The organism is Streptomyces canus (assembly GCF_041435015.1).
Taxonomy (GTDB): domain Bacteria; phylum Actinomycetota; class Actinomycetes; order Streptomycetales; family Streptomycetaceae; genus Streptomyces; species Streptomyces canus_G.
In genome coordinates this window covers 8,323,124-8,341,828 of the sequence record NZ_CP107989.1, presented here as the reverse complement: position 1 = coordinate 8,341,828, position 18,705 = coordinate 8,323,124, and the positions used below count along the sequence as shown (strand labels likewise).

The 18,705-nt window shown below is 69.5% G+C and carries 17 protein-coding genes; 6 read left to right on the top strand and 11 right to left on the bottom strand.

The window, feature by feature from the left end; translation table 11 throughout:
• Positions 1-52: 52 nt before the first annotated feature.
• From OG841_RS38105 to OG841_RS38080, 6 genes are all read right to left on the bottom strand, one after another.
• Positions 53-892 carry a shikimate dehydrogenase gene (locus tag OG841_RS38105; protein ID WP_328637228.1) on the bottom strand — a complete coding sequence of 280 codons (840 nt, stop codon included), beginning with the start codon at positions 890-892 and terminating at the stop codon, positions 53-55.
• A complete protein-coding gene (mltG, locus tag OG841_RS38100) occupies positions 873-2,603 on the bottom strand; it encodes an endolytic transglycosylase MltG (protein ID WP_371568828.1) in 1,731 nt (576 codons plus the stop codon). Before mltG ends, OG841_RS38105 begins: the two co-directional genes overlap by 20 nt.
• A 122-nt stretch (positions 2,604-2,725) precedes the next feature.
• Positions 2,726-3,190: a Holliday junction resolvase RuvX gene (gene ruvX / locus OG841_RS38095; protein WP_007380695.1), complete on the bottom strand. Its 465-nt coding sequence runs from the start codon at positions 3,188-3,190 to the stop codon at positions 2,726-2,728.
• Entirely contained in the window at positions 3,190-5,862 is a 2,673-nt protein-coding gene (gene alaS / locus OG841_RS38090) for an alanine--tRNA ligase (RefSeq protein ID WP_371568825.1), read from the bottom strand. Before alaS ends, ruvX begins: the two co-directional genes overlap by 1 nt.
• Positions 5,862-6,188, bottom strand: coding sequence for a hypothetical protein (locus OG841_RS38085; RefSeq protein ID WP_328637231.1), 327 nt, complete (start codon positions 6,186-6,188; stop codon positions 5,862-5,864). Before OG841_RS38085 ends, alaS begins: the two co-directional genes overlap by 1 nt.
• 10 nt (positions 6,189-6,198) lie before the next feature.
• On the bottom strand, positions 6,199-6,624 hold the full coding sequence (locus OG841_RS38080; RefSeq protein WP_307073923.1) for a DUF948 domain-containing protein: 426 nt from the start codon (positions 6,622-6,624) through the stop codon (positions 6,199-6,201).
• 161 nt (positions 6,625-6,785) lie between these two features.
• Here OG841_RS38080 and OG841_RS38075 point away from each other — a divergent pair, with 161 nt between their 5' ends.
• Positions 6,786-8,942: an ATP-binding protein gene (locus OG841_RS38075; RefSeq protein WP_328637232.1), complete on the top strand. Its 2,157-nt coding sequence runs from the start codon at positions 6,786-6,788 to the stop codon at positions 8,940-8,942.
• Positions 8,943-8,972: 30 nt separating this feature from the next.
• Here OG841_RS38075 and rpsD read toward each other — a convergent pair whose 3' ends face one another.
• The 3 genes from rpsD to OG841_RS38060 form a co-directional block, all read right to left on the bottom strand.
• Complete coding sequence (rpsD, locus tag OG841_RS38070; RefSeq protein WP_086766745.1) at positions 8,973-9,587, bottom strand: 30S ribosomal protein S4; 615 nt, start codon at positions 9,585-9,587, stop codon at positions 8,973-8,975.
• Between the two features lie 282 nt (positions 9,588-9,869).
• On the bottom strand, positions 9,870-11,225 hold the full coding sequence (locus OG841_RS38065; RefSeq protein ID WP_365119951.1) for a replication-associated recombination protein A: 1,356 nt from the start codon (positions 11,223-11,225) through the stop codon (positions 9,870-9,872).
• 46 nt (positions 11,226-11,271) lie between these two features.
• A complete protein-coding gene (locus tag OG841_RS38060; RefSeq protein WP_328637234.1) occupies positions 11,272-11,934 on the bottom strand; it encodes a vitamin K epoxide reductase family protein in 663 nt (220 codons plus the stop codon).
• A gap of 145 nt (positions 11,935-12,079) precedes the next feature.
• Between OG841_RS38060 and OG841_RS38055 the strand changes: the two genes are divergently transcribed.
• Genes OG841_RS38055 through OG841_RS38040 form a run of 4 tightly spaced genes read left to right on the top strand, consistent with a single transcriptional unit; the run spans position 12,080 to position 15,604 of the window.
• Positions 12,080-12,946 (top strand): ABC transporter ATP-binding protein, encoded by an 867-nt coding sequence (locus OG841_RS38055; RefSeq protein ID WP_371568818.1) that lies wholly within the window; start codon positions 12,080-12,082, stop codon positions 12,944-12,946.
• Positions 12,943-13,788, top strand: coding sequence for an ABC transporter permease (locus OG841_RS38050; RefSeq protein ID WP_328637236.1), 846 nt, complete (start codon positions 12,943-12,945; stop codon positions 13,786-13,788). The genes OG841_RS38055 and OG841_RS38050 overlap by 4 nt, the downstream gene beginning before the upstream one ends.
• Positions 13,785-14,984, top strand: coding sequence for a sensor histidine kinase (locus OG841_RS38045; RefSeq protein ID WP_371568816.1), 1,200 nt, complete (start codon positions 13,785-13,787; stop codon positions 14,982-14,984). Before OG841_RS38050 ends, OG841_RS38045 begins: the two co-directional genes overlap by 4 nt.
• The gene (locus tag OG841_RS38040) at positions 14,981-15,604 is read left to right on the top strand and encodes a response regulator (RefSeq protein WP_371568814.1); all 624 of its coding nucleotides are present in this window, start codon (positions 14,981-14,983) and stop codon (positions 15,602-15,604) included. Before OG841_RS38045 ends, OG841_RS38040 begins: the two co-directional genes overlap by 4 nt.
• 41 nt (positions 15,605-15,645) lie before the next feature.
• Here OG841_RS38040 and hisS read toward each other — a convergent pair whose 3' ends face one another.
• Both hisS and OG841_RS38030 read right to left on the bottom strand, forming a co-directional pair.
• A complete protein-coding gene (gene hisS / locus OG841_RS38035) occupies positions 15,646-16,908 on the bottom strand; it encodes a histidine--tRNA ligase (protein WP_371568811.1) in 1,263 nt (420 codons plus the stop codon).
• An 11-nt stretch (positions 16,909-16,919) separates the two neighbouring features.
• A complete protein-coding gene (locus OG841_RS38030) occupies positions 16,920-17,627 on the bottom strand; it encodes an MBL fold metallo-hydrolase (protein ID WP_328637238.1) in 708 nt (235 codons plus the stop codon).
• 180 nt (positions 17,628-17,807) lie between these two features.
• Here OG841_RS38030 and OG841_RS38025 point away from each other — a divergent pair, with 180 nt between their 5' ends.
• Entirely contained in the window at positions 17,808-18,626 is an 819-nt protein-coding gene (locus tag OG841_RS38025) for a peptidylprolyl isomerase (protein WP_328637239.1), read from the top strand.
• Positions 18,627-18,705: the final 79 nt, after the last annotated feature.

Genomic DNA, 18,705 nt, shown 5'->3' with positions numbered 1-18,705 from the left:
CACAGGTCCAGCAGACGGACGTGGACACACGGACAGCCCTCGGGCCATCCGCTCAGCGAGCCGCCACCGCATGCTCGCCCGCCTTGCGCATGGCCTCCACCGGCGCGGGCCCGAGACCCGTCATCTGCTCGACCTGGAGCACCGCCTGGTGCACCAGCAGGTCGAGACCGCTGACCACGGCCCCGCCGATCATCGACCAGCGGGCCGCCAGCTCGGTCGGCCACGGGTCGTAGAGCACGTCGAAGAGGGCCGCGGGGCGCTCCGGTACGGCGTGGGCGAGAGCGTCCGTCGCCCCGGCGGGGGTGGTCGCGATCACCAGCGGAGCGTCCAGGGCCTCGGCCGCGTCGGCCCAGTCCGCCGTGCGCACGTCGACGTCGAGACGTGCGCCCCACTGCCGCATCTCGGCGGCCCGGGCCTCGCTGCGCACATAGGCGACGACCTCACCGGTACAGATCCGGGCGAGCGCGGCGAGCGCGGAGGAGGCGGTGGCGCCGGCGCCGAGGATCGCCGCCGACTCGACCTGTTCGATGCCTCGCTCGCGCAGGGCGGCGACCATCCCCGGGATGTCGGTGTTGTCGCCGAGGCGGCGGCCGTCCTCGGTGAACACGACGGTGTTGACCGCCTCCACCGAGGCGGCCGTCTCACTGATCTCGTCGAGCAGCGGGATGACCGCCCGCTTGAGCGGCATGGTCACCGACAGCCCGGCCCACTCCGGCCCGAGGTGCCCGACGAACCCGGGCAGTGCGGCCTCATCGAGCTCGAACCGGTCGTACGACCAGCCCGTGAGCCCCAACTCCTCGTAGGCGGCCCGGTGCAGGACCGGCGAGAGGGAGTGGGCGATGGGCTTTCCGAGAACGGCGGCCCGGCGGGCGTCAGCTGCCCGTGCTCTCATTGAACTTTTCCTTGAGCTGCAGGAACTGGGCATGCGTCTTGGCGAATTCGGTCTTGTTCACGCCGTCGGTCGCAACGAAGTAGTACCAGCCGTCGTCGGTCGGATTCAGTGTCGCCTTCAACGCGGTGTCGCCCGGATTGCCGATCGGCCCAGGCGGCAGACCCTTGTTCGTGTACGTGTTGTACGGGTCCTTGTTGCTGTTGATCTCCTTCTCGGAGATCTCGATGTTGCTCTCGTTCTTCACGTAGTTGAAGGTCGAGTCGAACTGCAGGAACCCGTAGGTCTCGGGGTTCGCGAGGTTGAGCCGGTTGTAGACCACTTCCGCCATCTTGCGGTAGTCGTCCTCGGTCTTGCCCTCGGCCTGGACGAGGCTCGCGACCGTGATGACCTGCAAGGGATTGTCCAGCTTGAGCGCCTTGGCCTTCGCCTCCAGGTCGTACTTGCCGTATGCCTCGGCGGCCTGGGTGACCATTTCCTTCAGTACCGTCTCGGGCTTCATGCCCTTCGCCGCAGGATAGGTACCCGGATAGAGGAAGCCCTCCAGCGGGTCCTTGATGCCCTCGTTGTCGTTCGCCCAGCTCGGCAGCCCGAGGCTCTTGTATTTCTTTTCGGCGATCTTCTTCGTGGCGCCGGAAGCAAGATCGAGTTTCTCGTCGATCCTCGTGTAGACGGAGACGTTCCGCAACCCCGGAGTGACCTGCACGTTGTTCTGGCTGTCCGGGTCGAGCATCATCACGACGGCGCTCTTGGCGGACATCTCCTTCTTCAGCAGATAGGCGCCGGCCTGGATCGCCTTCCCCTTCGGGTTCTGCTCCTGGGCGGACACAAAGGCGTCGACGCTCTTCACGACACCCGCGTCCTTCAGCAGCCGGCCGATCGCGTACCCGCCCGCGCCCTTGGGGACCTGGACGGTGACCACCACGCTCGTGCCGTCCCCGGCATAGTCCGGGGCCGCGCCGAAACGATTTTGGTAGAACTGGTAGCCGAAGTAGCCGACGCCTGCGGTACCGCCGCCGAACACCAGCAGGACCACCAGACAGGCGCACCCGCTCTTGCGCTTCTTGCCGCCCTTGCCACCTCGCCCGCGCCGGTCGCCGCGGCCGCCTTTGGCGTCGTCGGAGTCATCCTCGCTGTCGTCGTCGCCCGCGAAGAAGGCGTGTTCTCCCTGATCCGGGCCCGGATCCCAGTCGATCTGCGGCTCCGGCTCGGCGGCTCGGCGGCTCGGCGGCTCCGGCGGCGGGTACGCGTCCGGGCTGCCGTAGTAGTCCTGCTGCCCGGCGCCGTACGCGGCCGCCTGCTGTCCGTACGGGTCCGAGGGATCGGCGGGGTACGGCACCTGCGCCTGCGTGCCGGTCGCCCAGCCGTTGCCGTTCTGGTCGTACGACTGCTGCGGCTGGCCCTGGTACGCCTGCTGGTCGTACTGCTGCTGATGCTGCTGGTTGTACTGCTGGTGCTGGTCGTACTGGCCGTCGTGCTGCGGATACTGCTGCTGCGCCTGACCATAGGCGGCCTGCTGGCCGTCACCCCAGCCACCGTTGTCGTACTGCTGCTGCGGCTGCGGCTGCGGCTGCTGCGGATAGTGCTGCGGCTGGCCGCCGTAGGGGGACTGCTGACCCGCGTCGGCCTGCTGCCCCTCCCATCCACCGTCCCCGTACAACGGGTCCTCGGGATGCCACGGTTCGGAGCCTTCGCCCCGGCCATACTCAGTCATCGATCCCCTAGAGCCGCGAGGCGGCGGTCTCCTTCTCTCACCATCCGGCTACCGTTTCGCCTCTTTCTGTGCGGTGACTGTTCGAATGTCGCCGCATCGCGCGGAACGTTACCGTACCGCGATCAGATGACCACTTCGACGCCCTCGCCGGGTGCTTTACCTGACACCCGTTCGGATTCCAGCGCCTGCTGAAGAATGATCACGGCGGCTGCCTGGTCGATGACCGATCTGCCCTTTTTGGATTTCACTCCGGATGCGCGCAGTCCCTGACTGGCCGTCACGGTGGTCATCCGTTCGTCGACGAGCCGGACCGGGACGGGCGCGATCCCCCGGGCGAGCTCCTGGACGAAGCCGCGGACCTTGACCGCGGCCGGGCCCTCGCCCCCCTTGAGGGAGCGAGGGAGGCCGACGACGACCTCGATCGGTTCGTACTCCTCGACCAGCTGCTTCAGCCGACGATGAGCCGCCGGGACGTCCCGGCCCGGGACCGTCTCCACCGGAGTGGCGAGAATCCCGTCGGGGTCGCACGAGGCGACCCCGATGCGGGCGTCCCCCACATCGATCGCGAGTCTGCGGCCTCTGCGCATTACTTGGCTGTCTCCCCGACCATGCGCTCCACGGCGTCCACGGCCTCACCGATCGCGGCCGGGTTCTGGCCGCCGCCCTGGGCGACGTCCGGCTTGCCGCCACCGCCGCCGCCGAGGGTCTTGGCGGCCGTGCGGACCAGGTCACCGGCCTTGAGGCCGCGCTCGCGGGCGGGCTCGTTGGTGGCGATGACCGTCAGCGGCTTGCCGTTGTTGACGGTGAAGAGGGCGACCACCGCGGCCCGGCCGCCCTGGATGCGGCCGCGCACGTCGAGGACCAGCTTGCGCAGGTCGTCCGGGGTGGTGCCGTCCGGCACCTGACCGGTGACCACGGCGATCCCGCGGACGTCCTTGGCGGACTCGGCGAGACCGGCGGCGGCCTGGAGCACCTTCTCCGCACGGAACTTCTCGATCTCCTTCTCGGCGTCCTTCAGCTTGCCGAGCATGGCGGAGACCTTCTCCGGGAGCTCCTCCGGACGGCCCTTGATCAGCTCTTGGAGCTGGGCGACGACGGTGTGTTCACGGGCGAGGAAGTTGTACGCGTCGACACCGACGAGCGCCTCGATACGGCGGACACCGGAGCCGATGGACGACTCGCCGAGCAGCTTCACCAGGCCCAACTGGGCGGTGTTGTGGACGTGGGTGCCTCCGCACAGCTCCTTGGAGAAGTCGCCGATGGTCACGACACGGACCCGCTCGCCGTACTTCTCGCCGAACTCGGCGATGGCGCCCTGCTTCTTGGCCTCGTCGATGCCCATGACGTCGGCGCGGACGTCGAGTTCGCGGGCGAGCACCTCGTTGATCTTCTGCTCGACGTCGGTCATCACGGCCGTCGGAACGGCGGACGGGGAACCGAAGTCGAAACGGAAGCGGCCGGGCTGGTTCTCGGAACCGGCCTGGGCGGCCGTCGGGCCGAGCGCGTCACGCAGGGCCTGGTGGGTGAGGTGGGTGGCCGAGTGGGCGCGGGCGATGGCGGTACGGCGGCGGCTGTCGATCGAGGCGTGGGCCTTGGCCCCGACGGTCACCTCACCGAACTGCACGACGCCCTTGTGGACGTAGACGCCCGGAACCGGCTTCTGGCAGTCGCGGACCTCGATGACGGCACCGGAGTCGACCTTGATCCTGCCGGTGTCGCCGATCTGGCCGCCGCCCTCGGCGTAGAACGGGGTGCGGTCCAGGACGATCTCGACCTCGTCGCCCTCGGTGGCGGCCGGGGAGGAGGCGCCGTCGACGAGGATGCCGACGATCGTGGACTCGCCCTCGGTGTCGCTGTAGCCGATGAAGTCGGTCTCGCCGACCTTGTCCGCGATCTCGCGGTAGGCGCCCGCACCGGCGTGACCGGTCTTCTTGGCCTGGGCGTCGGCCTTGGCGCGCTCCCGCTGCTCCTTCATCAGGCGGCGGAAACCGTCCTCGTCCACCGACAGGCCCTGCTCGGCGGCCATCTCCAGGGTGAGGTCGATCGGGAAGCCCCAGGTGTCGTGGAGCAGGAACGCCTTGTCGCCGGCGAGGACCGTGCCACCGGACTGCTTGGTCTCGGTGACGGCGGTGTCGAGGATGTTCGTGCCGGCCTTCAGCGTCTTGAGGAAGGCGTTCTCCTCGGCGACGGCGACCTTCTCGATCCGCTCGCGGTCGGTGACGAGCTCCGGGTACTGCTGGCCCATCATGGCGATCACGGTGTCGATCAGGTCGAGCACGACCGGGCCGGTGGCACCGAGCAGGCGCATGTTGCGGATGGCGCGGCGCATGATGCGGCGCAGGACGTAACCGCGGCCCTCGTTGCCGGGGGTGACACCGTCGCCGATGAGCATCACGGACGTGCGCATGTGGTCGGTGACCACGCGCAGCGAGACGTCCGAGTCGTGGGCGTCGCCGTAGGCCACGCCGGTCAGCTCGGTGGCCTTCTTGATGACGGCCATGGAGGTGTCGATCTCGTACATGTTCTGCACGCCCTGCAGAATCATCGCGAGGCGCTCGAGTCCGAGGCCGGTGTCGATGTTCTTGCTGGGGAGCTCGCCGAGGATCTCGAAGTTGTCCTTGCCGATGCCCTCACCGCGCTCGTACTGCATGAAGACGAGGTTCCAGATCTCCACGTACCGCTCGTCGTTGGCGGCGGGGCCGCCCTCGACGCCGAACTCGGGGCCGCGGTCGTAGTTGATCTCGGAACAGGGGCCACAGGGTCCGGGGACGCCCATGGACCAGTAGTTGTCCTTCATGCCGAGGCGCTGGATGCGCTCCTTGGGCACGCCGATGATCTCGTGCCAGATGCGCTCGGCCTCGTCGTCGTCCTTGTAGACGGTGATCCAGAGCTTCTCCGGCTCCAGGCCGTAACCACCCTTGTCCTGGGGGCTGGTGAGCAGCTCCCAGGCGTACTTGATGGCGCCTTCCTTGAAGTAGTCGCCGAAGGAGAAGTTGCCGCACATCTGGAAGAAGGTGCCGTGCCGGGTGGTCTTGCCCACCTCTTCGATGTCAGGCGTGCGCACGCACTTCTGGACGCTGGTGGCGCGCGCCCACGGGGGCTTGACCTCACCGAGGAAGTACGGCTTGAAGGGCACCATGCCGGCGGGGACCAGGAGCAGAGTCGGGTCGTCCGCGATGAGCGACGCCGAAGGGACGACGGTGTGCCCGCGCTCCTCGTAGAAGCTCAGCCAGCGGCGGCGAATCTCGGCCGACTCCATCAGTGGTCCTCATTCCGGTTGTACGAGTGCGTGGTGTACGTCGTGTTCTCGATGGCGGCGACGCGCCGGGGTGCGGGGAGTTCGGGACTGTCGTGGATACCGAGGGCATCCGTCAGCTCGGCCTCCCGCTGGGCCATGTTGTCCCGGACGTCGAGCGCGAAGCCGACCGCGCGGTCCTTGAGACGGGCACCCGTCTCGATCGCCTTGTTGGCCGCGGTCACGGCGAGGTTCTCGGGGGTCAGCTGCTTCAGCTTGCGATTCACCTTGGTGGTGGCCCAGACACCCGCGGCCACGCCCGTGGAGAACCAGAAAGTACGGCGGAACATCTCTTGAGCCTCAGTCCTTCTTCCCGCGGCCCCGGGAAACCGCCCGGCCCACGATCACGGTACGCCGGGGTGTCTTGGCGGGCACGTCGTCCTTGCGGCCGCTGATCGCGCGGCGCACGCCGTAGCCGAAGGCCGCGACCTTGACCAGGGGGCCGCCGAAGGTGGAGGCGACGGTGGTGGACAGCGCGGAGGCGTTCGACGTGACCTCCTGGACGTCCGAGGCGATCGCGTCGACCCGTTCGATCTGGGTCTGCGCGGAACGTACCGCGGTGGAGGCATCGGCCAGCAACGGGACGGCCTGGTCGGTCACGTCCGCCACGAGCTTGGTGGTCGCCTTGAGCGTCTGGGCCAGCCTCGCCAGCGCGACGGCGAGGAAGGAGACCAGGATCGCCCAGAAGACGGCCACCAGGATCCCGGCAACCTCTCCACCGGACACTGTGTGCACCCGCTCCCTGAAACGTGCTGTCTATGAAAAAAGTCTCCGCCGAGCCTATCGCGCCGGGGACGGCGCTCCGCACCGGATTACCCCTCGCCCGCACGCGGGCCGTCCCGCAGCGGTTGTACGCGGTGAACACGCTTGAGTACGCTCCGTGTTCCATGCGCAGTGATCAGCCCGAGGGCACCGAGGTGAACGGCAATCCCTCCCTGGAGCTCGACGGCTTCGTCGGCCGGAGCGCGGAACTCTCCAGGCTGGCACGGGCGCTCGACACCTCGCGGCTGGTGACGGTGACCGGTCCTGGCGGTATCGGCAAGTCGCGGCTCGCGGCGCGGGTGGCGAGCGGGCGGTGCGCGCCGTGGGGGAGGGTCGAACTGGCCGCCGTGCGCGATCCGGAGTTCGTCGACTACGCCGTCGTGGAGGCGCTGGGTCTGACGGACCACACCACGCGGCTGCCGCGCGAGACGCTCCTCGCGCACCTCGCCGGGCGTCGACTGCTGCTGGTCCTCGACGGTTTCGAGCATCTGGTGGACGCGTGCGCGGCTCTGGTGGTCGATCTGCTGGGGAAGGTGCCGGGCCTGGCCGTCCTCGCCGTGGGACGCCGACCGCTGGCCGTGTCCGGCGAGCAGGTGTTCGCGCTGGGCCCGCTGAGCGAGGACGAGGCAGCGGAACTGTTCCGGGAGCGCGCCGGGCGGCACGGGGTGGCGACGGCCGGCGGCGATCCGCACGTACGGGAGCTGTGCCGGCGTCTGGACGGCATCCCGCTGGCGATCGAGCTGGCCGCGGGCCGGCTGGGAGCGCTGTCCCCCGGGCAGTTGCTGGAGCGGCTCGACGACCGGTTCCGACTGCTGACGGGCGGCGGCAGGGACGCCCTCCCCCGCCATCGGACACTGCGCACGGCGATCGGCTGGAGCCATGAACTGTGCACGCCCGGGGAGCGGTTGCTGTGGTCGCGGCTCTCGGTGTTCGCCGGACAGTTCGATCTGGAGGCCGCCGAGTACGTGTGCAGCGGCGGCGGTCTGCACGCCGACGACGTCCTCGACGTCCTGTCCGCGCTGCTCGCCCAGTCGGTGGTGACCCGTGAGGAGACCGCGACCGGCGTGCGCTACCGCATGCTCGACACGGTTCGTGCGTACGGCGCCGAGTGGCTGGAGGCGACGGGTGACGCGGTCCGGCTGCGCAGGCGGCACCGCGACTGGTACGTGGGCCTGGCGACCTGGTGCGAGCTGGAGTGGTTCTCCCCGCGGCAGAACGAGGTGGCCGCACGGATCGAGGCCGAACTGCCGAACCTGCGCTGCGCCCTGGAGTACTGCCTGACCGAACCGGACGGGGCGGAGCTGGGCCTGCATCTCGCGGGCTCCCTCTGGTTCTGCTGGGTCGGCTGCGGCCGGCTGTCCGAGGGGCGGCACTGGCTGGAGCGCAGCGTCGAACTCGAGCCCGGCCATGAGCCCGCCCGCCTGAAGGCCCTGTGGGTCCTCGGCCATGTGGCGATCCTCCAGGGCGACACCGTGCCGGCGCTGGCGGCGCTCCAGGAGTGCCGCGAGGAGGCGGAGCGCTCCGCGAATCCGACGGCCGTGGCGTACGCCGAACACCGCACCGGCTGTCTGGCGCTCGTCTCGGACGACATGCCCCGCGCGGAGAGGCTGCTGCGCTCTTCGCTGGCGCGCTACCAGGAGATCGGCGAGCTCAACAGCAACGTGCTGATGGCGCAGGTCGAGCTGGCGATGGCCCGCGCCTTCCTGGGCGATCTTCCGGACGCGGTGCGGCTGTGCCAGGACGTGCGCCAGGTGTGCGAGGACCACGGCGAGCGATGGGCCCGGTCGTACGCGCTGTACGTCCTGGCCTACGCGGCCTGGAGCGAGGGGGACGCGGCCCGCGCGCGTGAGCTGCTCACCGACTGCCTGGCCTGCGCGCACGCCTTCCACGACCTGCTCGGCTCGGTCCTGTCCATCGAGTTGCTGGCTCTGGTCACCGTGACCGAGGGCGATCCGGCCGAGGCGGCCGTGCTGCAGGGCGCGGCGGCCTCGCTGTGGCCGTCGGTGGGCCTGCCCCTGTTCGGTTCGGTCCACTACGACGCCCCGCACGAGCGGTGCGAGGCGACGGCCCGGGAGCGGCTGGGCGACCAACGGTACGAGGAGTGCGTACGACAGGGCCGGTCGCTCGGGCGGGACGCCGCGGTGTCACGGGCGCTGCGCCGCACCCGCCCGCTCGAGGGGCTGCCGGCGCCGCGGGGTTCGGTGCGGCACGCGCGCGTGACCCTCGACATGCAGCAACCCGCCGCCTCGCCCACCCGGAAGGGCGGGGAGACGGCGGGCTGAAGTGGTGCGTGTCCTACGGCCTGCCGGTGATCAGCGGGCGTAGTACTCGACGACGAGCTGCTCGTCGCAGATCACCGGGATCTCCTTGCGGTTCGGCTCACGGTCCAGGCGGAACGCCAGGGCGCCGAGGTTCACCTGGAGGTAGCGCGGGGTCTCGCCGTCGGGGGCGAATCCACCGGCGCGGGCGACCTCGAACAGCGTCTTGCTGCGGCTGCGCTCGCGGACCATCACGACGTCGTCGGGGCGGACGCGGAAGGACGGCTTGTCGACCTTCTGACCGTTGACCTCGATGTGGCCGTGGACGACCATCTGGCGGGCCTGGTAGATCGTGCGGGCGATGCCCGAACGCAGGACCAGCGCGTCGAGACGGCGCTCGAGCTCGATGACCAGGGCCTCACCGGTCTTGCCCTGGGTCTTGGCGGCACGCTCGTAGGCGCGGACGAGCTGACGTTCGGACACGTCGTACTGCGCGCGCAGACGCTGCTTCTCGAGCAGACGGACCTTGTAGTCCGAGTTCTGCTTGCGGCCACGGCCGTGCTCACCCGGGGGGTAGGGACGGGCCTCGAAGTACTTGACGGCCTTCGGGGTCAGCGCGATGCCGAGGGCACGCGACTTCTTGACCTTGGGGCGGGGCTGGTTCGCCACAATCTCTCATCTCTTGGTGTTCGGCTCGTCAGAGTTATGGGAGGTCGCATCCGCAGCCGGGGAAACCCGCCGGGTCCTCGAGGAACCTGGTGGGCAGCCGCTCCCCTGGTCTGGGCACATATGTGCAGCACGCGAGTGGCCCACCTACCGCGAGCGGTGGTGGGCTGCCCGCGACACCATTCGAACGGTGCGCGACGCTCCTGGAACCCCACTGGGGGGTTCCGGCTGACCGTCCCGTTCTGACTGCACGGGACACAGCGCTTCGAGGATTCTACAGGGTGCTCAGGACCGCTTGCGACCGAGGTGCTTGCGGGTCCACTCCACGGCGTCCGCGTACCGGGCCTCGGCGCCGTGCCGGGTGGGTTCGTAGTACGCACGGTCCTTGATGGCGTCCGGGGCGTACTGCTGCTCGGCGATCCCCTCGGGCAGGTCGTGCGGGTAGACGTACCCCTGCGCGTGACCGAGCTTGGCGGCGCCCTTGTAGTGCCCGTCGCGCAGATGCGGCGGTACCGGCCCGGCCAGCCCCTTGCGTACGTCCTCCATGGCCGCGCCGATCGCCGTCGTCGCGGCGTTGGACTTGGGGGCCAGGGCGAGCGCGATGGTGGCGTGGCTCAATGTCAGCGCGGCCTCGGGGAAGCCGATCATCGCCACGGCCTGGGCGGCGGCGACCGCGATGGGCAGGGCGTTCGGGTCGGCGAGGCCGATGTCCTCGCTGGCGGAGATCATCAGTCGGCGGGCGATGAAGCGGGGGTCCTCACCGGCCTCGATCATGCGGGCCAGGTAGTGCAGGGCCGCGTCGACGTCGGAGCCCCTGATGGACTTGATGAGGGCGCTGGCCACGTCGTAGTGCTGGTCGCCGTCGCGGTCGTACTTCACGGCCGCGCGGTCGACCGTCTCCTCCAGCGTGGTGAGGGTGATCTCCGGCTCGCCCTTGTCGAGGGCTGCCCCGGCGGCGGCCTCCAGGGCGGTCAGGGCACGGCGGGCGTCGCCGCCGGCGATCCGCAGGAGGTGGTCCTCGGTGTCCTCGGGGAGGGCGACGGCGCCCTTCAGGCCGCGCTCGTCGCTCAGCGCCCGCTTCAGCAGTCCTCTGACGTCGTCGTCGGTGAGGGGTTCGAGGGTCAGCAGCAGGGACCGGGACAGCAACGGGGAGATGATCGAGAAGTACGGGTTCTCGGTGGTCGCCGCGATCAGGGTCACCCAGCGGTTCTCGACCGCGGGGAGCAGGGAGTCCTGCTGGGCCTTGCTGAAGCGGTGGATCTCGTCGAGGAAGAGGACGGTCTCCTTGCCGAAGCCGCCGGTGGCGCGGCGGGCGCCGTCGATGACCGCGCGGACCTCCTTGACGCCGGCGGTGATCGCGGAGAGCTCCACGAAGCGCTTGTTGGTGGCCTTGGAGACGACGTAGGCCAGGGTCGTCTTGCCGGTGCCGGGCGGGCCCCAGAGGATCACCGAGGACGGTCCGGCGGGACCGCCGCTGCCCTCGCCGACCAGTCGGCGCAGCGGCGAACCCGGCTTGAGCAGGTGCTGCTGGCCCACCACCTCGTCGAGGGTGCGCGGGCGCATCCGGACCGCCAGGGGGCTGCCGGCCGGGTCCTTCTCCTGGCGTTCTTCTGCCGCGGCGGTGAACAGATCGGGCTCCACGTTCAAAACCCTATGTCACGCCACTGACAACGCCGTGGGCCGTCGGTCAGGCCCAGAGCTTGTCGCCCCAGCGGGTCAGGATCAGCATGGCGATGATGCCGCAGTGGGTGACCGGCAGGACCCAGGTGAACTCGGAGAGGAAGCGCTTGAGCCAGCCCGGGGACGGCAGCAGGTCGTTGCGGATGTTGAACGAGGTCACGTACCAGAACATCGTGATCGTGGCGACCCAGGCCAGCGAGCACCACAGGCACAGCGCGTTGATCCGGTACAGCGACTGGAACTGGAGCCAGGTGACGAAGAGCACGCCGAAGAGCGTGCCGAAGTTGAAGGTGAGCCAGTACCAGCGCGGGAAGGTGGCACGGGCCAGCAGGGTCATGCCGACGCAGATGACGATGCCGTAGCAGACGAGGCCGAGCATCGGGTTGGGGAACCCGAAGGCGGCGGCCTGCTTGCTCTCCATCACGCTGCCGCAGGAGACGATCGGGTTGAGGGAGCAGCTCGGCGTGAACGTCTTGCCGCTGACCTTGCCCTCGAGGATCTTGAACTTGTCGATCGTGATGACCCACGCGGCGAGCAGTCCGGCGGCGCCGGTGATCACCAGCAACAGCGCGAAGGCACGGCTGCCGCCCACCGTCCGGGGCGCGCCGTCGTCGCTCGCCGACGAGGGCCCGGGCTCCGTGGAGACGTCTTTCACTGTGGTCTTGCTCATCACGCCGATCCGTCTGCTTGAGAGTTGGACCTTCTTCGGGCAGGGGCCATTGTGCCGCACCCGGAGGCTTGTCCACCGTTCGGTGGACATAAGGAAGTACGCACGGTCGGCCCTGAACGTTCGGTTCCGGCCGATGCTCACAGGCATGACCACACAGGCGAACGAACTCGCGGTGGACGTTCGGGGGCTGCGCAAGCAGTACGGCGACGTGACCGCGGTCGACGGGATCGATCTCGGCATCCGCAGAGGCGAGGTGTTCGGCCTGCTCGGGCCCAATGGCGCGGGCAAGAGCACCACGGTGGAAATTCTCCAGGGCAACCGGGACCGGGACGCGGGTGAGGTGTCCGTGCTCGGCGTGGACCCGGCGCACGGCACGCGCGCGTGGCGTGCAAAAGTCGGAATCGTCTGGCAGGACGAATCCGCGCCCGCCGAGTTGACGGTCACGGAGACCGTCCGGCATTTCGCCCGCTACTACCCACGGCCGCGGGACCCGGAGGAGGTCATCGGGCTGGTGGGTCTGGAGGCCAAGGCGGGCAGCCGGATCAAGGCCCTGTCGGGCGGGCAGCGGCGGCGGCTCGATGTGGCGCTCGGTGTGATCGGCGGCCCCGAGCTGCTGCTCCTGGACGAGCCGACGACCGGATTCGACCCGGCGGCCCGGCGCCAGTTCTGGGACCTGATCCGCAAACTGTCCGAAGAGGGCACGACGATCCTGCTCACCACGCACTACCTGGAGGAGGCCGAGGCGCTCGCCGACCGGCTGGCCGTGATCTCCCGGGGCACGGTCGTCGCCGAGGACGAGCCCGCCGCTCTGCGGGAGCGGTACGGCACCGGCGCCACCGTCGAGTGGACCGAGCCGGACGGCAACCCGCGCACGGAGCGCACCGCCACCCCGACCAGGACGGTCGCCGCGCTGATGCGCCGCTTCGACGGCGAGATCCCGGGGCTCCAGGTCAGCCGCCCCACGCTGGAGGACGTCTACCTCCGGCTCACCGGACAGGAGGACGCGCGATGACCACGACCGCCGTACGGTCCCGGACCGATGCTCGTACCGCGAGGCTGCCCGGAGTCTGGGGGCTCGGACTGAGGCGGGGCGCCCTGGAGATCAGGCAGTTCTTCCGCCAGCGCGACCAGGTGGTGTTCACCTTCGCCTTTCCGGTGGTCTTCCTGTTCCTGTTCGCGTCGATCTTCAGCGACGACGTGGAGGGGGCCGGCATCAAGGCCTCGCAGTTGTACGTGCCGGCGATGATGGCCGCCGGCATCATGTCGACGAGTTTCCAGTCGCTCGGCATCTCGATCGCCGTCGAGCGGGACGAGAAGATGCTGCGCAGGCTGCGCGGGACCCCGATGCCGCCGGCGGCGTACTTTCTCGGCAAGATCTGGCTGGTTCTGTTCACCGGCATCCTGGAGACGGCGCTCCTGTTGCTCGTCGGCACCACGCTGTACGACGTCGAGCTGCCGTCGGACGCCGGCAAATGGTTCGCGTTCGCCTGGATCTTCGTGCTCGGTCTCACGGGGTGCGCGCTGCTCGGCATCGCGATCAGTTCGGTGCCCAAGTCCAGCAAGAGCGCGAGCTCCGTGGTCGTCCTGCCCTTCCTGGTCCTCCAGTTCATCTCCGGGGTGTACATCTCGATCGACACGATCCCGGACTGGATGCTGAACATCGGCGCGCTGTTCCCCCTGAAGTGGATGTGCCAGGGGCTGCGCGGGGTGTTCCTGCCGGACTCGGCGCAGGTCCTGGAGCAGGCCGGCGGCTGGGAGTTCGGGCGCACCGCCCTGGTGCTGGGGGCGTGGTGCGTCGGAGGATTGCTGCTGTGTCTGCTGACCTTCCGGTGGAAGAACCGGCGCGACGGATGACCGCTCCGGCCGACGCCGTGGGCGCGTACTCGTGGGACCGTTCCTTCCGGCTCTGGGACACCTACTTCGCGCTGATCTGGCTGGCCACCCTGGTGTTCGTGCTGGGCGCGGGGCACCCCGGGTGGCCGGTCCGCGTCACGGCGGCGGCGTTGCTGGTCCCGCTGGTCCCGCTCTTCGTACGGGTCGGGCGTCCCCTGCTCCGGCAGGATCCGCCCGACGCGCGCAAGGCTCTCGTCTACCTCGGCGCGATGATGGCGCTGTTCCTGCCGTCGGCGATCCTGGTCGGCGAGACCCGGCTGATGACCTTCGCTCTCGTCCCCCAGTGCTTCATGACGCTGCGGATGCGGTGGGCTCCGACCGCCGTGGCGGTGATCAATCTCGCCCCCGTGGCGGGCTGGGCGCTGCTGTGGCGGCCGAGCGAGCAGGACGTCTTCTTCAACGGCCTGTTCGCCGTCGTCACCCTGGTCTTCTCGGTGGCCGTCGGCAGCTATGTCATCCGGATCATCGAGCAGAGCCAGGAACGGGCGGCTCTGATCGCCGAGTTGGACACGAGCCGGCACGAGGTCTCGCGGCTGTCCGCGGCACACGGGGCGCTGACCGAGCGGCAGCGGATGGCCCGGGAGATCCACGACACCCTCGCCCAGGGCTTCACCAGCCTGCTGATGCTGATCCAGGCCGTCGAGGCCGAGCTCGACTACGACATGCCGCAGGCCCGCCGTCATCTGGCCCTGATGGACGAGACGGCCCGGCTGAACCTCGCCGAGGCACGGGCCCTGGTCACCGACGGCACCCCCGCCGACCTGGACGGCGCCACGCTGCCGGACGCCCTGTTCCGGCTGACGGCCCGGCACTCCGCGAAGCTCGCCGTGACCGGCCAGGTCCGTCCGCTGCCCGCGGGCGCCGAGGTCGTCGCTCTGCGCTCCTGCCAGGAAGCGCTGACGAACTGCCGTAAGCACGCGGGGAGTTCGGCGACCGTGACCATCGACCTCGACTATGCCGACGAGAGCCTCACCCTGTCCGTACGGGACGACGGTCACGGCTTCGACCCGGGGGCCGCCTGTGACGGCTACGGTCTGGCGGGGCTCCGTGCCCGCGCCACCGAGGTCGGCGGGACGGTGCGGGTGCACAGCGCGCCCGGCGGCGGCACCAGGGTCACCGTTCGCCTGCCCGTGCCGCCTCCGAGGAGCTGTTCATGATCCGGATCATCCTGGCCGACGACCACCCGGTCGTGCGGGAGGGCCTGCGGGCGATGCTGAGCGCGGAACCGGACCTGGAGGTGATCGCGGACGCGTCCAGCGGACCGCAGGCGGAGGCGCTGGCGGCCGAACTCCGGCCCGACATCGTGCTGATGGACCTACGGATGCCGGGCGGCTCGGGCGTGGAGTCGATCGTACGGATGACGGAGGCGGGGCTGCCCTGCCGGGTGATCGTCCTGACGACGTACGAGACGGACCGGGACATCCTGCGGGCCGTGGAGGCTGGCGCCGCCGGCTATCTGCTCAAGGACCTGCCGCGGGGTGAACTGGCGGATTCCGTACGGGCCGCAGCCCGAGGCGAGACGGTCCTGGCGCCGACCGTCGCGGCCCGCCTGGTCGACCAGCTGCGCACCAGGCCGGAACGGCCCCGGCTCTCGGAGCGCGAGACAGCGGTGCTGCGTCTGGTGGCGGAGGGCTGCACGAACGCGGAGATCGGCCGCAGGCTGTACATCGGCGAGTCGACGGTGAAGACCCATCTCCTGCGCGTCTTCGCCAAGTTGGGAGTGGACGACCGGACGGCAGCGGTGACGAGCGCCATGCGGTTCGGGCTGTTGGAGTGAGGGGGCTCGTGAGGGAACTCGTCCCCCTCACTCCGTCGCGCTCAGCCCAGGCGTGACTCCAGCTCGGCCACGATCTCGTTGACCCCGATCGCCGACTGCTCCCCGGACTCCATGTCCTTTAGCTGTACGACGCCCTCGGCGAGGTCGCGTTCGCCGGCGACGATCGTGTAGCGGGCGCCGCTGCGGTTGGCGTTCTTCATGGCGCCCTTGAGGCCCTTGGCGCCGTAGCAGAAGTCCGCCGCGATGCCCACCTTGCGGAGTTCGGTGACCTTGGTGAACAGGATCCGGCGGGCCTCCTCCCCCAGCGGAACCGCGAACACACTGGTCGTCGAGGGGAGTTCGAGCTCGACGCCCTCCGCCTCCAGGGCGAGGACCGTGCGGTCGACGCCCAGCGCCCAGCCCACGGACGGGAGGGCCGGGCCGCCGATCATCTCCGACAGGCCGTCGTAGCGGCCACCGCCGCCCACCGCGGACTGGGAGCCCAGGCCCTCGTGGACGAACTCGAAGGTCGTACGGGTGTAGTAGTCGAGGCCGCGCACCAGCTTCGGGTCGTCCTCGAAGACCACGCCCGCCGCTGTGATCAGCTCGCGGACCTCCTCGTGGTACGCCTTGCAGGCGTCGCAGAGGTAGTCGCGCAGCAGCGGGGCGTCCCCGAGCTGCTTCTGCACCGACTCCCGCTTGTCGTCGAGGACGCGCAGGGGGTTGATCTCGGCGCGGCGGAGCGTGTCCTCGTCGAGGTCCAGGCCGCGCAGGAAGTCCTGGAGCGCGGCCCGGTACACCGGACGGCACTCCTTGTCGCCCAGGCTGTTGAGCAGGATGCGGAAGTTCCTGAGGCCCAGCGAGCGGTACGCCTGGTCGGCCAGGATGATCAGCTCGGCGTCGAGCGCCGGGTCCTCCGCGCCGATCGCCTCGGCACCGACCTGCGAGAAGTGCCGGTAGCGGCCCTTCTGCGGACGCTCGTAGCGGTAGTACGAGCCGGAGTACCAGAGCTTGACCGGCAGGTTGCCGAGCTTGTGCAGGTTGGCCTCCAGCGCCGCACGCAGCACGGAGGCCGTGCCCTCGGGGCGCAGCGCCAGCTTGGTGCCGCCCTTGGTCTCGAAGGCGTACATCTCCTTGGTGACGATGTCGGTGGACTCACCGACCCCGCGCGCGAACAGCTCGACGCTCTCGAAGCCGGGCGTCTCGATGTATCCGTAGCCCGACGTGCGCAGCGGAGCGGCGATCGCCTCCCGGACGGCCAGGTACTTGGCGCTGTCCGGCGGGATCAGGTCGTACGTGCCCTTGGGGGCCTGAAAGGTGCTCACGAAGTCTCTTGTCACATTCCTCGTCGGGGAGCCTCGGAGGCTCCCTGGCCCGCGGCCACGTCCCGCAGATACGGGTTGGTGGCGCGCTCCTGGCCGATGGTCGTCTGGGGGCCGTGGCCGGACAGCACCACGGTCGAGTCGTCGAGCGGCAGGCACACGCGGGCCAGCGAGTCGAGCATCTCGGCCATGTCACCGCCGGGCAGGTCGGTGCGTCCGATGGAGCCGGCGAAGAGCAGATCCCCGGAGAAGAACACGGAAGGGATCTCCGCGGTCTCCGGCATCCGGAAGGTCACCGACCCCTTGGTATGGCCCGGCGCGTGCGCGACGGACAGCTCCAGGCCCGCGAGCTCCAGCTTCGCGCCGTCGGTCAGCTCCTTGACGTCGTCCGGCTCGCCCACGGTGATCTCGCCCATGAGCGGCATCCCGATGGAACGCCCGAGACCCATCGTCGGGTCCTTCATCATGTAGCGGTCCTCGGGGTGGATCCACGCCGGTACGCCGTGCGCGCCGCACACCGGGACGACCGAGGCCACGTGGTCGATGTGGCCGTGGGTGAGGACGACGGCGACGGGCTTGAGCCGATGCTTCTTCAGCGTCTCCTCGACTCCCTCGGCGGCCTGGTGGCCCGGGTCGATGATCACGCACTCCTCACCGGCGGCGGGGGCGACGAGATAACAGTTCGTCCCCCAGGCCCCGGCGGGGAACCCGGCAATGAGCACGATCGTCCTCGGTTTGTCTAGATACGGGCGGTCTTCCGGGCGGCTGCCCCAGTGGTCAGAGCCTACCGGCGCTGCCGATTCCTCAGCGAACCCATATACGGTACGGGGCACACGCAGGCGGTCGGTTCATAGGACGCATGCGTACCGGTCGGCGGACGAGACGCATGAGGAGAGAACCCCGTGGTCACCCAGGAACAGCGGAAGCGGCAGCTCGCGCGGGAGAAGTTCTTGCGGCAGCAGCAGCGGCGCACGGCCGCGCGCCGCAAGGCCCGTGTACGCAACTCTGTGATCGCGTCGGTGCTCGGCGTGATCCTGGTGGGCAGCCTGGCGCTCTACACGTCCGGGGTCATGAAGGACGACGACAAGGCCAGCGCGAGCGCGGAGACCACTCCCAGCGCGGCGCCGACCAGCAAGGCGCCGGACCCGTGCGACAAGCCCGCCGCCGGCAAGGTCAAGACGGAGACCTGGAAGAAGGAGCCGGCGATGTCCATCGACAAGTCGGCGAAGTACACCCTTGGCCTCGCCACGACCTGCGGTGAGATCGACATCGCGCTGAAGGCGTCGGCGGCCCCGCACACGGCGAACTCGTTCGACTTCCTGGCGAACAAGGGCTTCTTCGACCACACCAAGTGCCACCGGCTCACCACCAACGGCATCTATGTCCTGCAGTGCGGCGACCCGACGGGCTCCGGCAGCGGCGGACCGGGCTACACCATCCCGGACGAGAACCTGAAGGACAAGAGCCTCAAGAGCAACGTCTACCCGGCGGGCACCGTCGCGATGGCGAACACGGGGCAGGCGCACACCGGTGGGAGCCAGTTCTTCCTCGTCTACCAGGACAGCCAGCTGCCCCCGAGCTACACCCCGTTCGGCACCATCTCGGAATCCGGTATGAAGGTGCTGAAGAAGATCGCCGCGGCCGGTGAGAGCACCGGCGCGGGCGACGGCGCGCCGAACGCGACCGTCGTGATCAACAAGGCGACGGTCACCAAATCCTGACCGCCAAGTGCGAAATTTCGGTCGCGCGGGATGCGGACAGGCAACCCGCCGGTCGCCTATGTTGGCCGTGACGAAACTG

What these genes read in the sequence shown, in the direction of transcription:
- OG841_RS38105 (WP_328637228.1), bottom strand. Translation starts at nt 892, where the DNA reads ATGAGAGCACGGGCAGCTGACGCCCGCCGGGCCGCCGTTCTCGGAAAG.
- mltG (WP_371568828.1), bottom strand. Translation starts at nt 2,603, where the DNA reads ATGACTGAGTATGGCCGGGGCGAAGGCTCCGAACCGTGGCATCCCGAG.
- ruvX (WP_007380695.1), bottom strand. Translation starts at nt 3,190, where the DNA reads ATGCGCAGAGGCCGCAGACTCGCGATCGATGTGGGGGACGCCCGCATC.
- alaS (WP_371568825.1), bottom strand. Translation starts at nt 5,862, where the DNA reads ATGGAGTCGGCCGAGATTCGCCGCCGCTGGCTGAGCTTCTACGAGGAG.
- OG841_RS38085 (WP_328637231.1), bottom strand. Translation starts at nt 6,188, where the DNA reads ATGTTCCGCCGTACTTTCTGGTTCTCCACGGGCGTGGCCGCGGGTGTC.
- OG841_RS38075 (WP_328637232.1), top strand. Translation starts at nt 6,786, where the DNA reads ATGCGCAGTGATCAGCCCGAGGGCACCGAGGTGAACGGCAATCCCTCC.
- OG841_RS38060 (WP_328637234.1), bottom strand. Translation starts at nt 11,934, where the DNA reads ATGAGCAAGACCACAGTGAAAGACGTCTCCACGGAGCCCGGGCCCTCG.
- OG841_RS38055 (WP_371568818.1), top strand. Translation starts at nt 12,080, where the DNA reads ATGACCACACAGGCGAACGAACTCGCGGTGGACGTTCGGGGGCTGCGC.
- OG841_RS38050 (WP_328637236.1), top strand. Translation starts at nt 12,943, where the DNA reads ATGACCACGACCGCCGTACGGTCCCGGACCGATGCTCGTACCGCGAGG.
- OG841_RS38045 (WP_371568816.1), top strand. Translation starts at nt 13,785, where the DNA reads ATGACCGCTCCGGCCGACGCCGTGGGCGCGTACTCGTGGGACCGTTCC.
- OG841_RS38040 (WP_371568814.1), top strand. Translation starts at nt 14,981, where the DNA reads ATGATCCGGATCATCCTGGCCGACGACCACCCGGTCGTGCGGGAGGGC.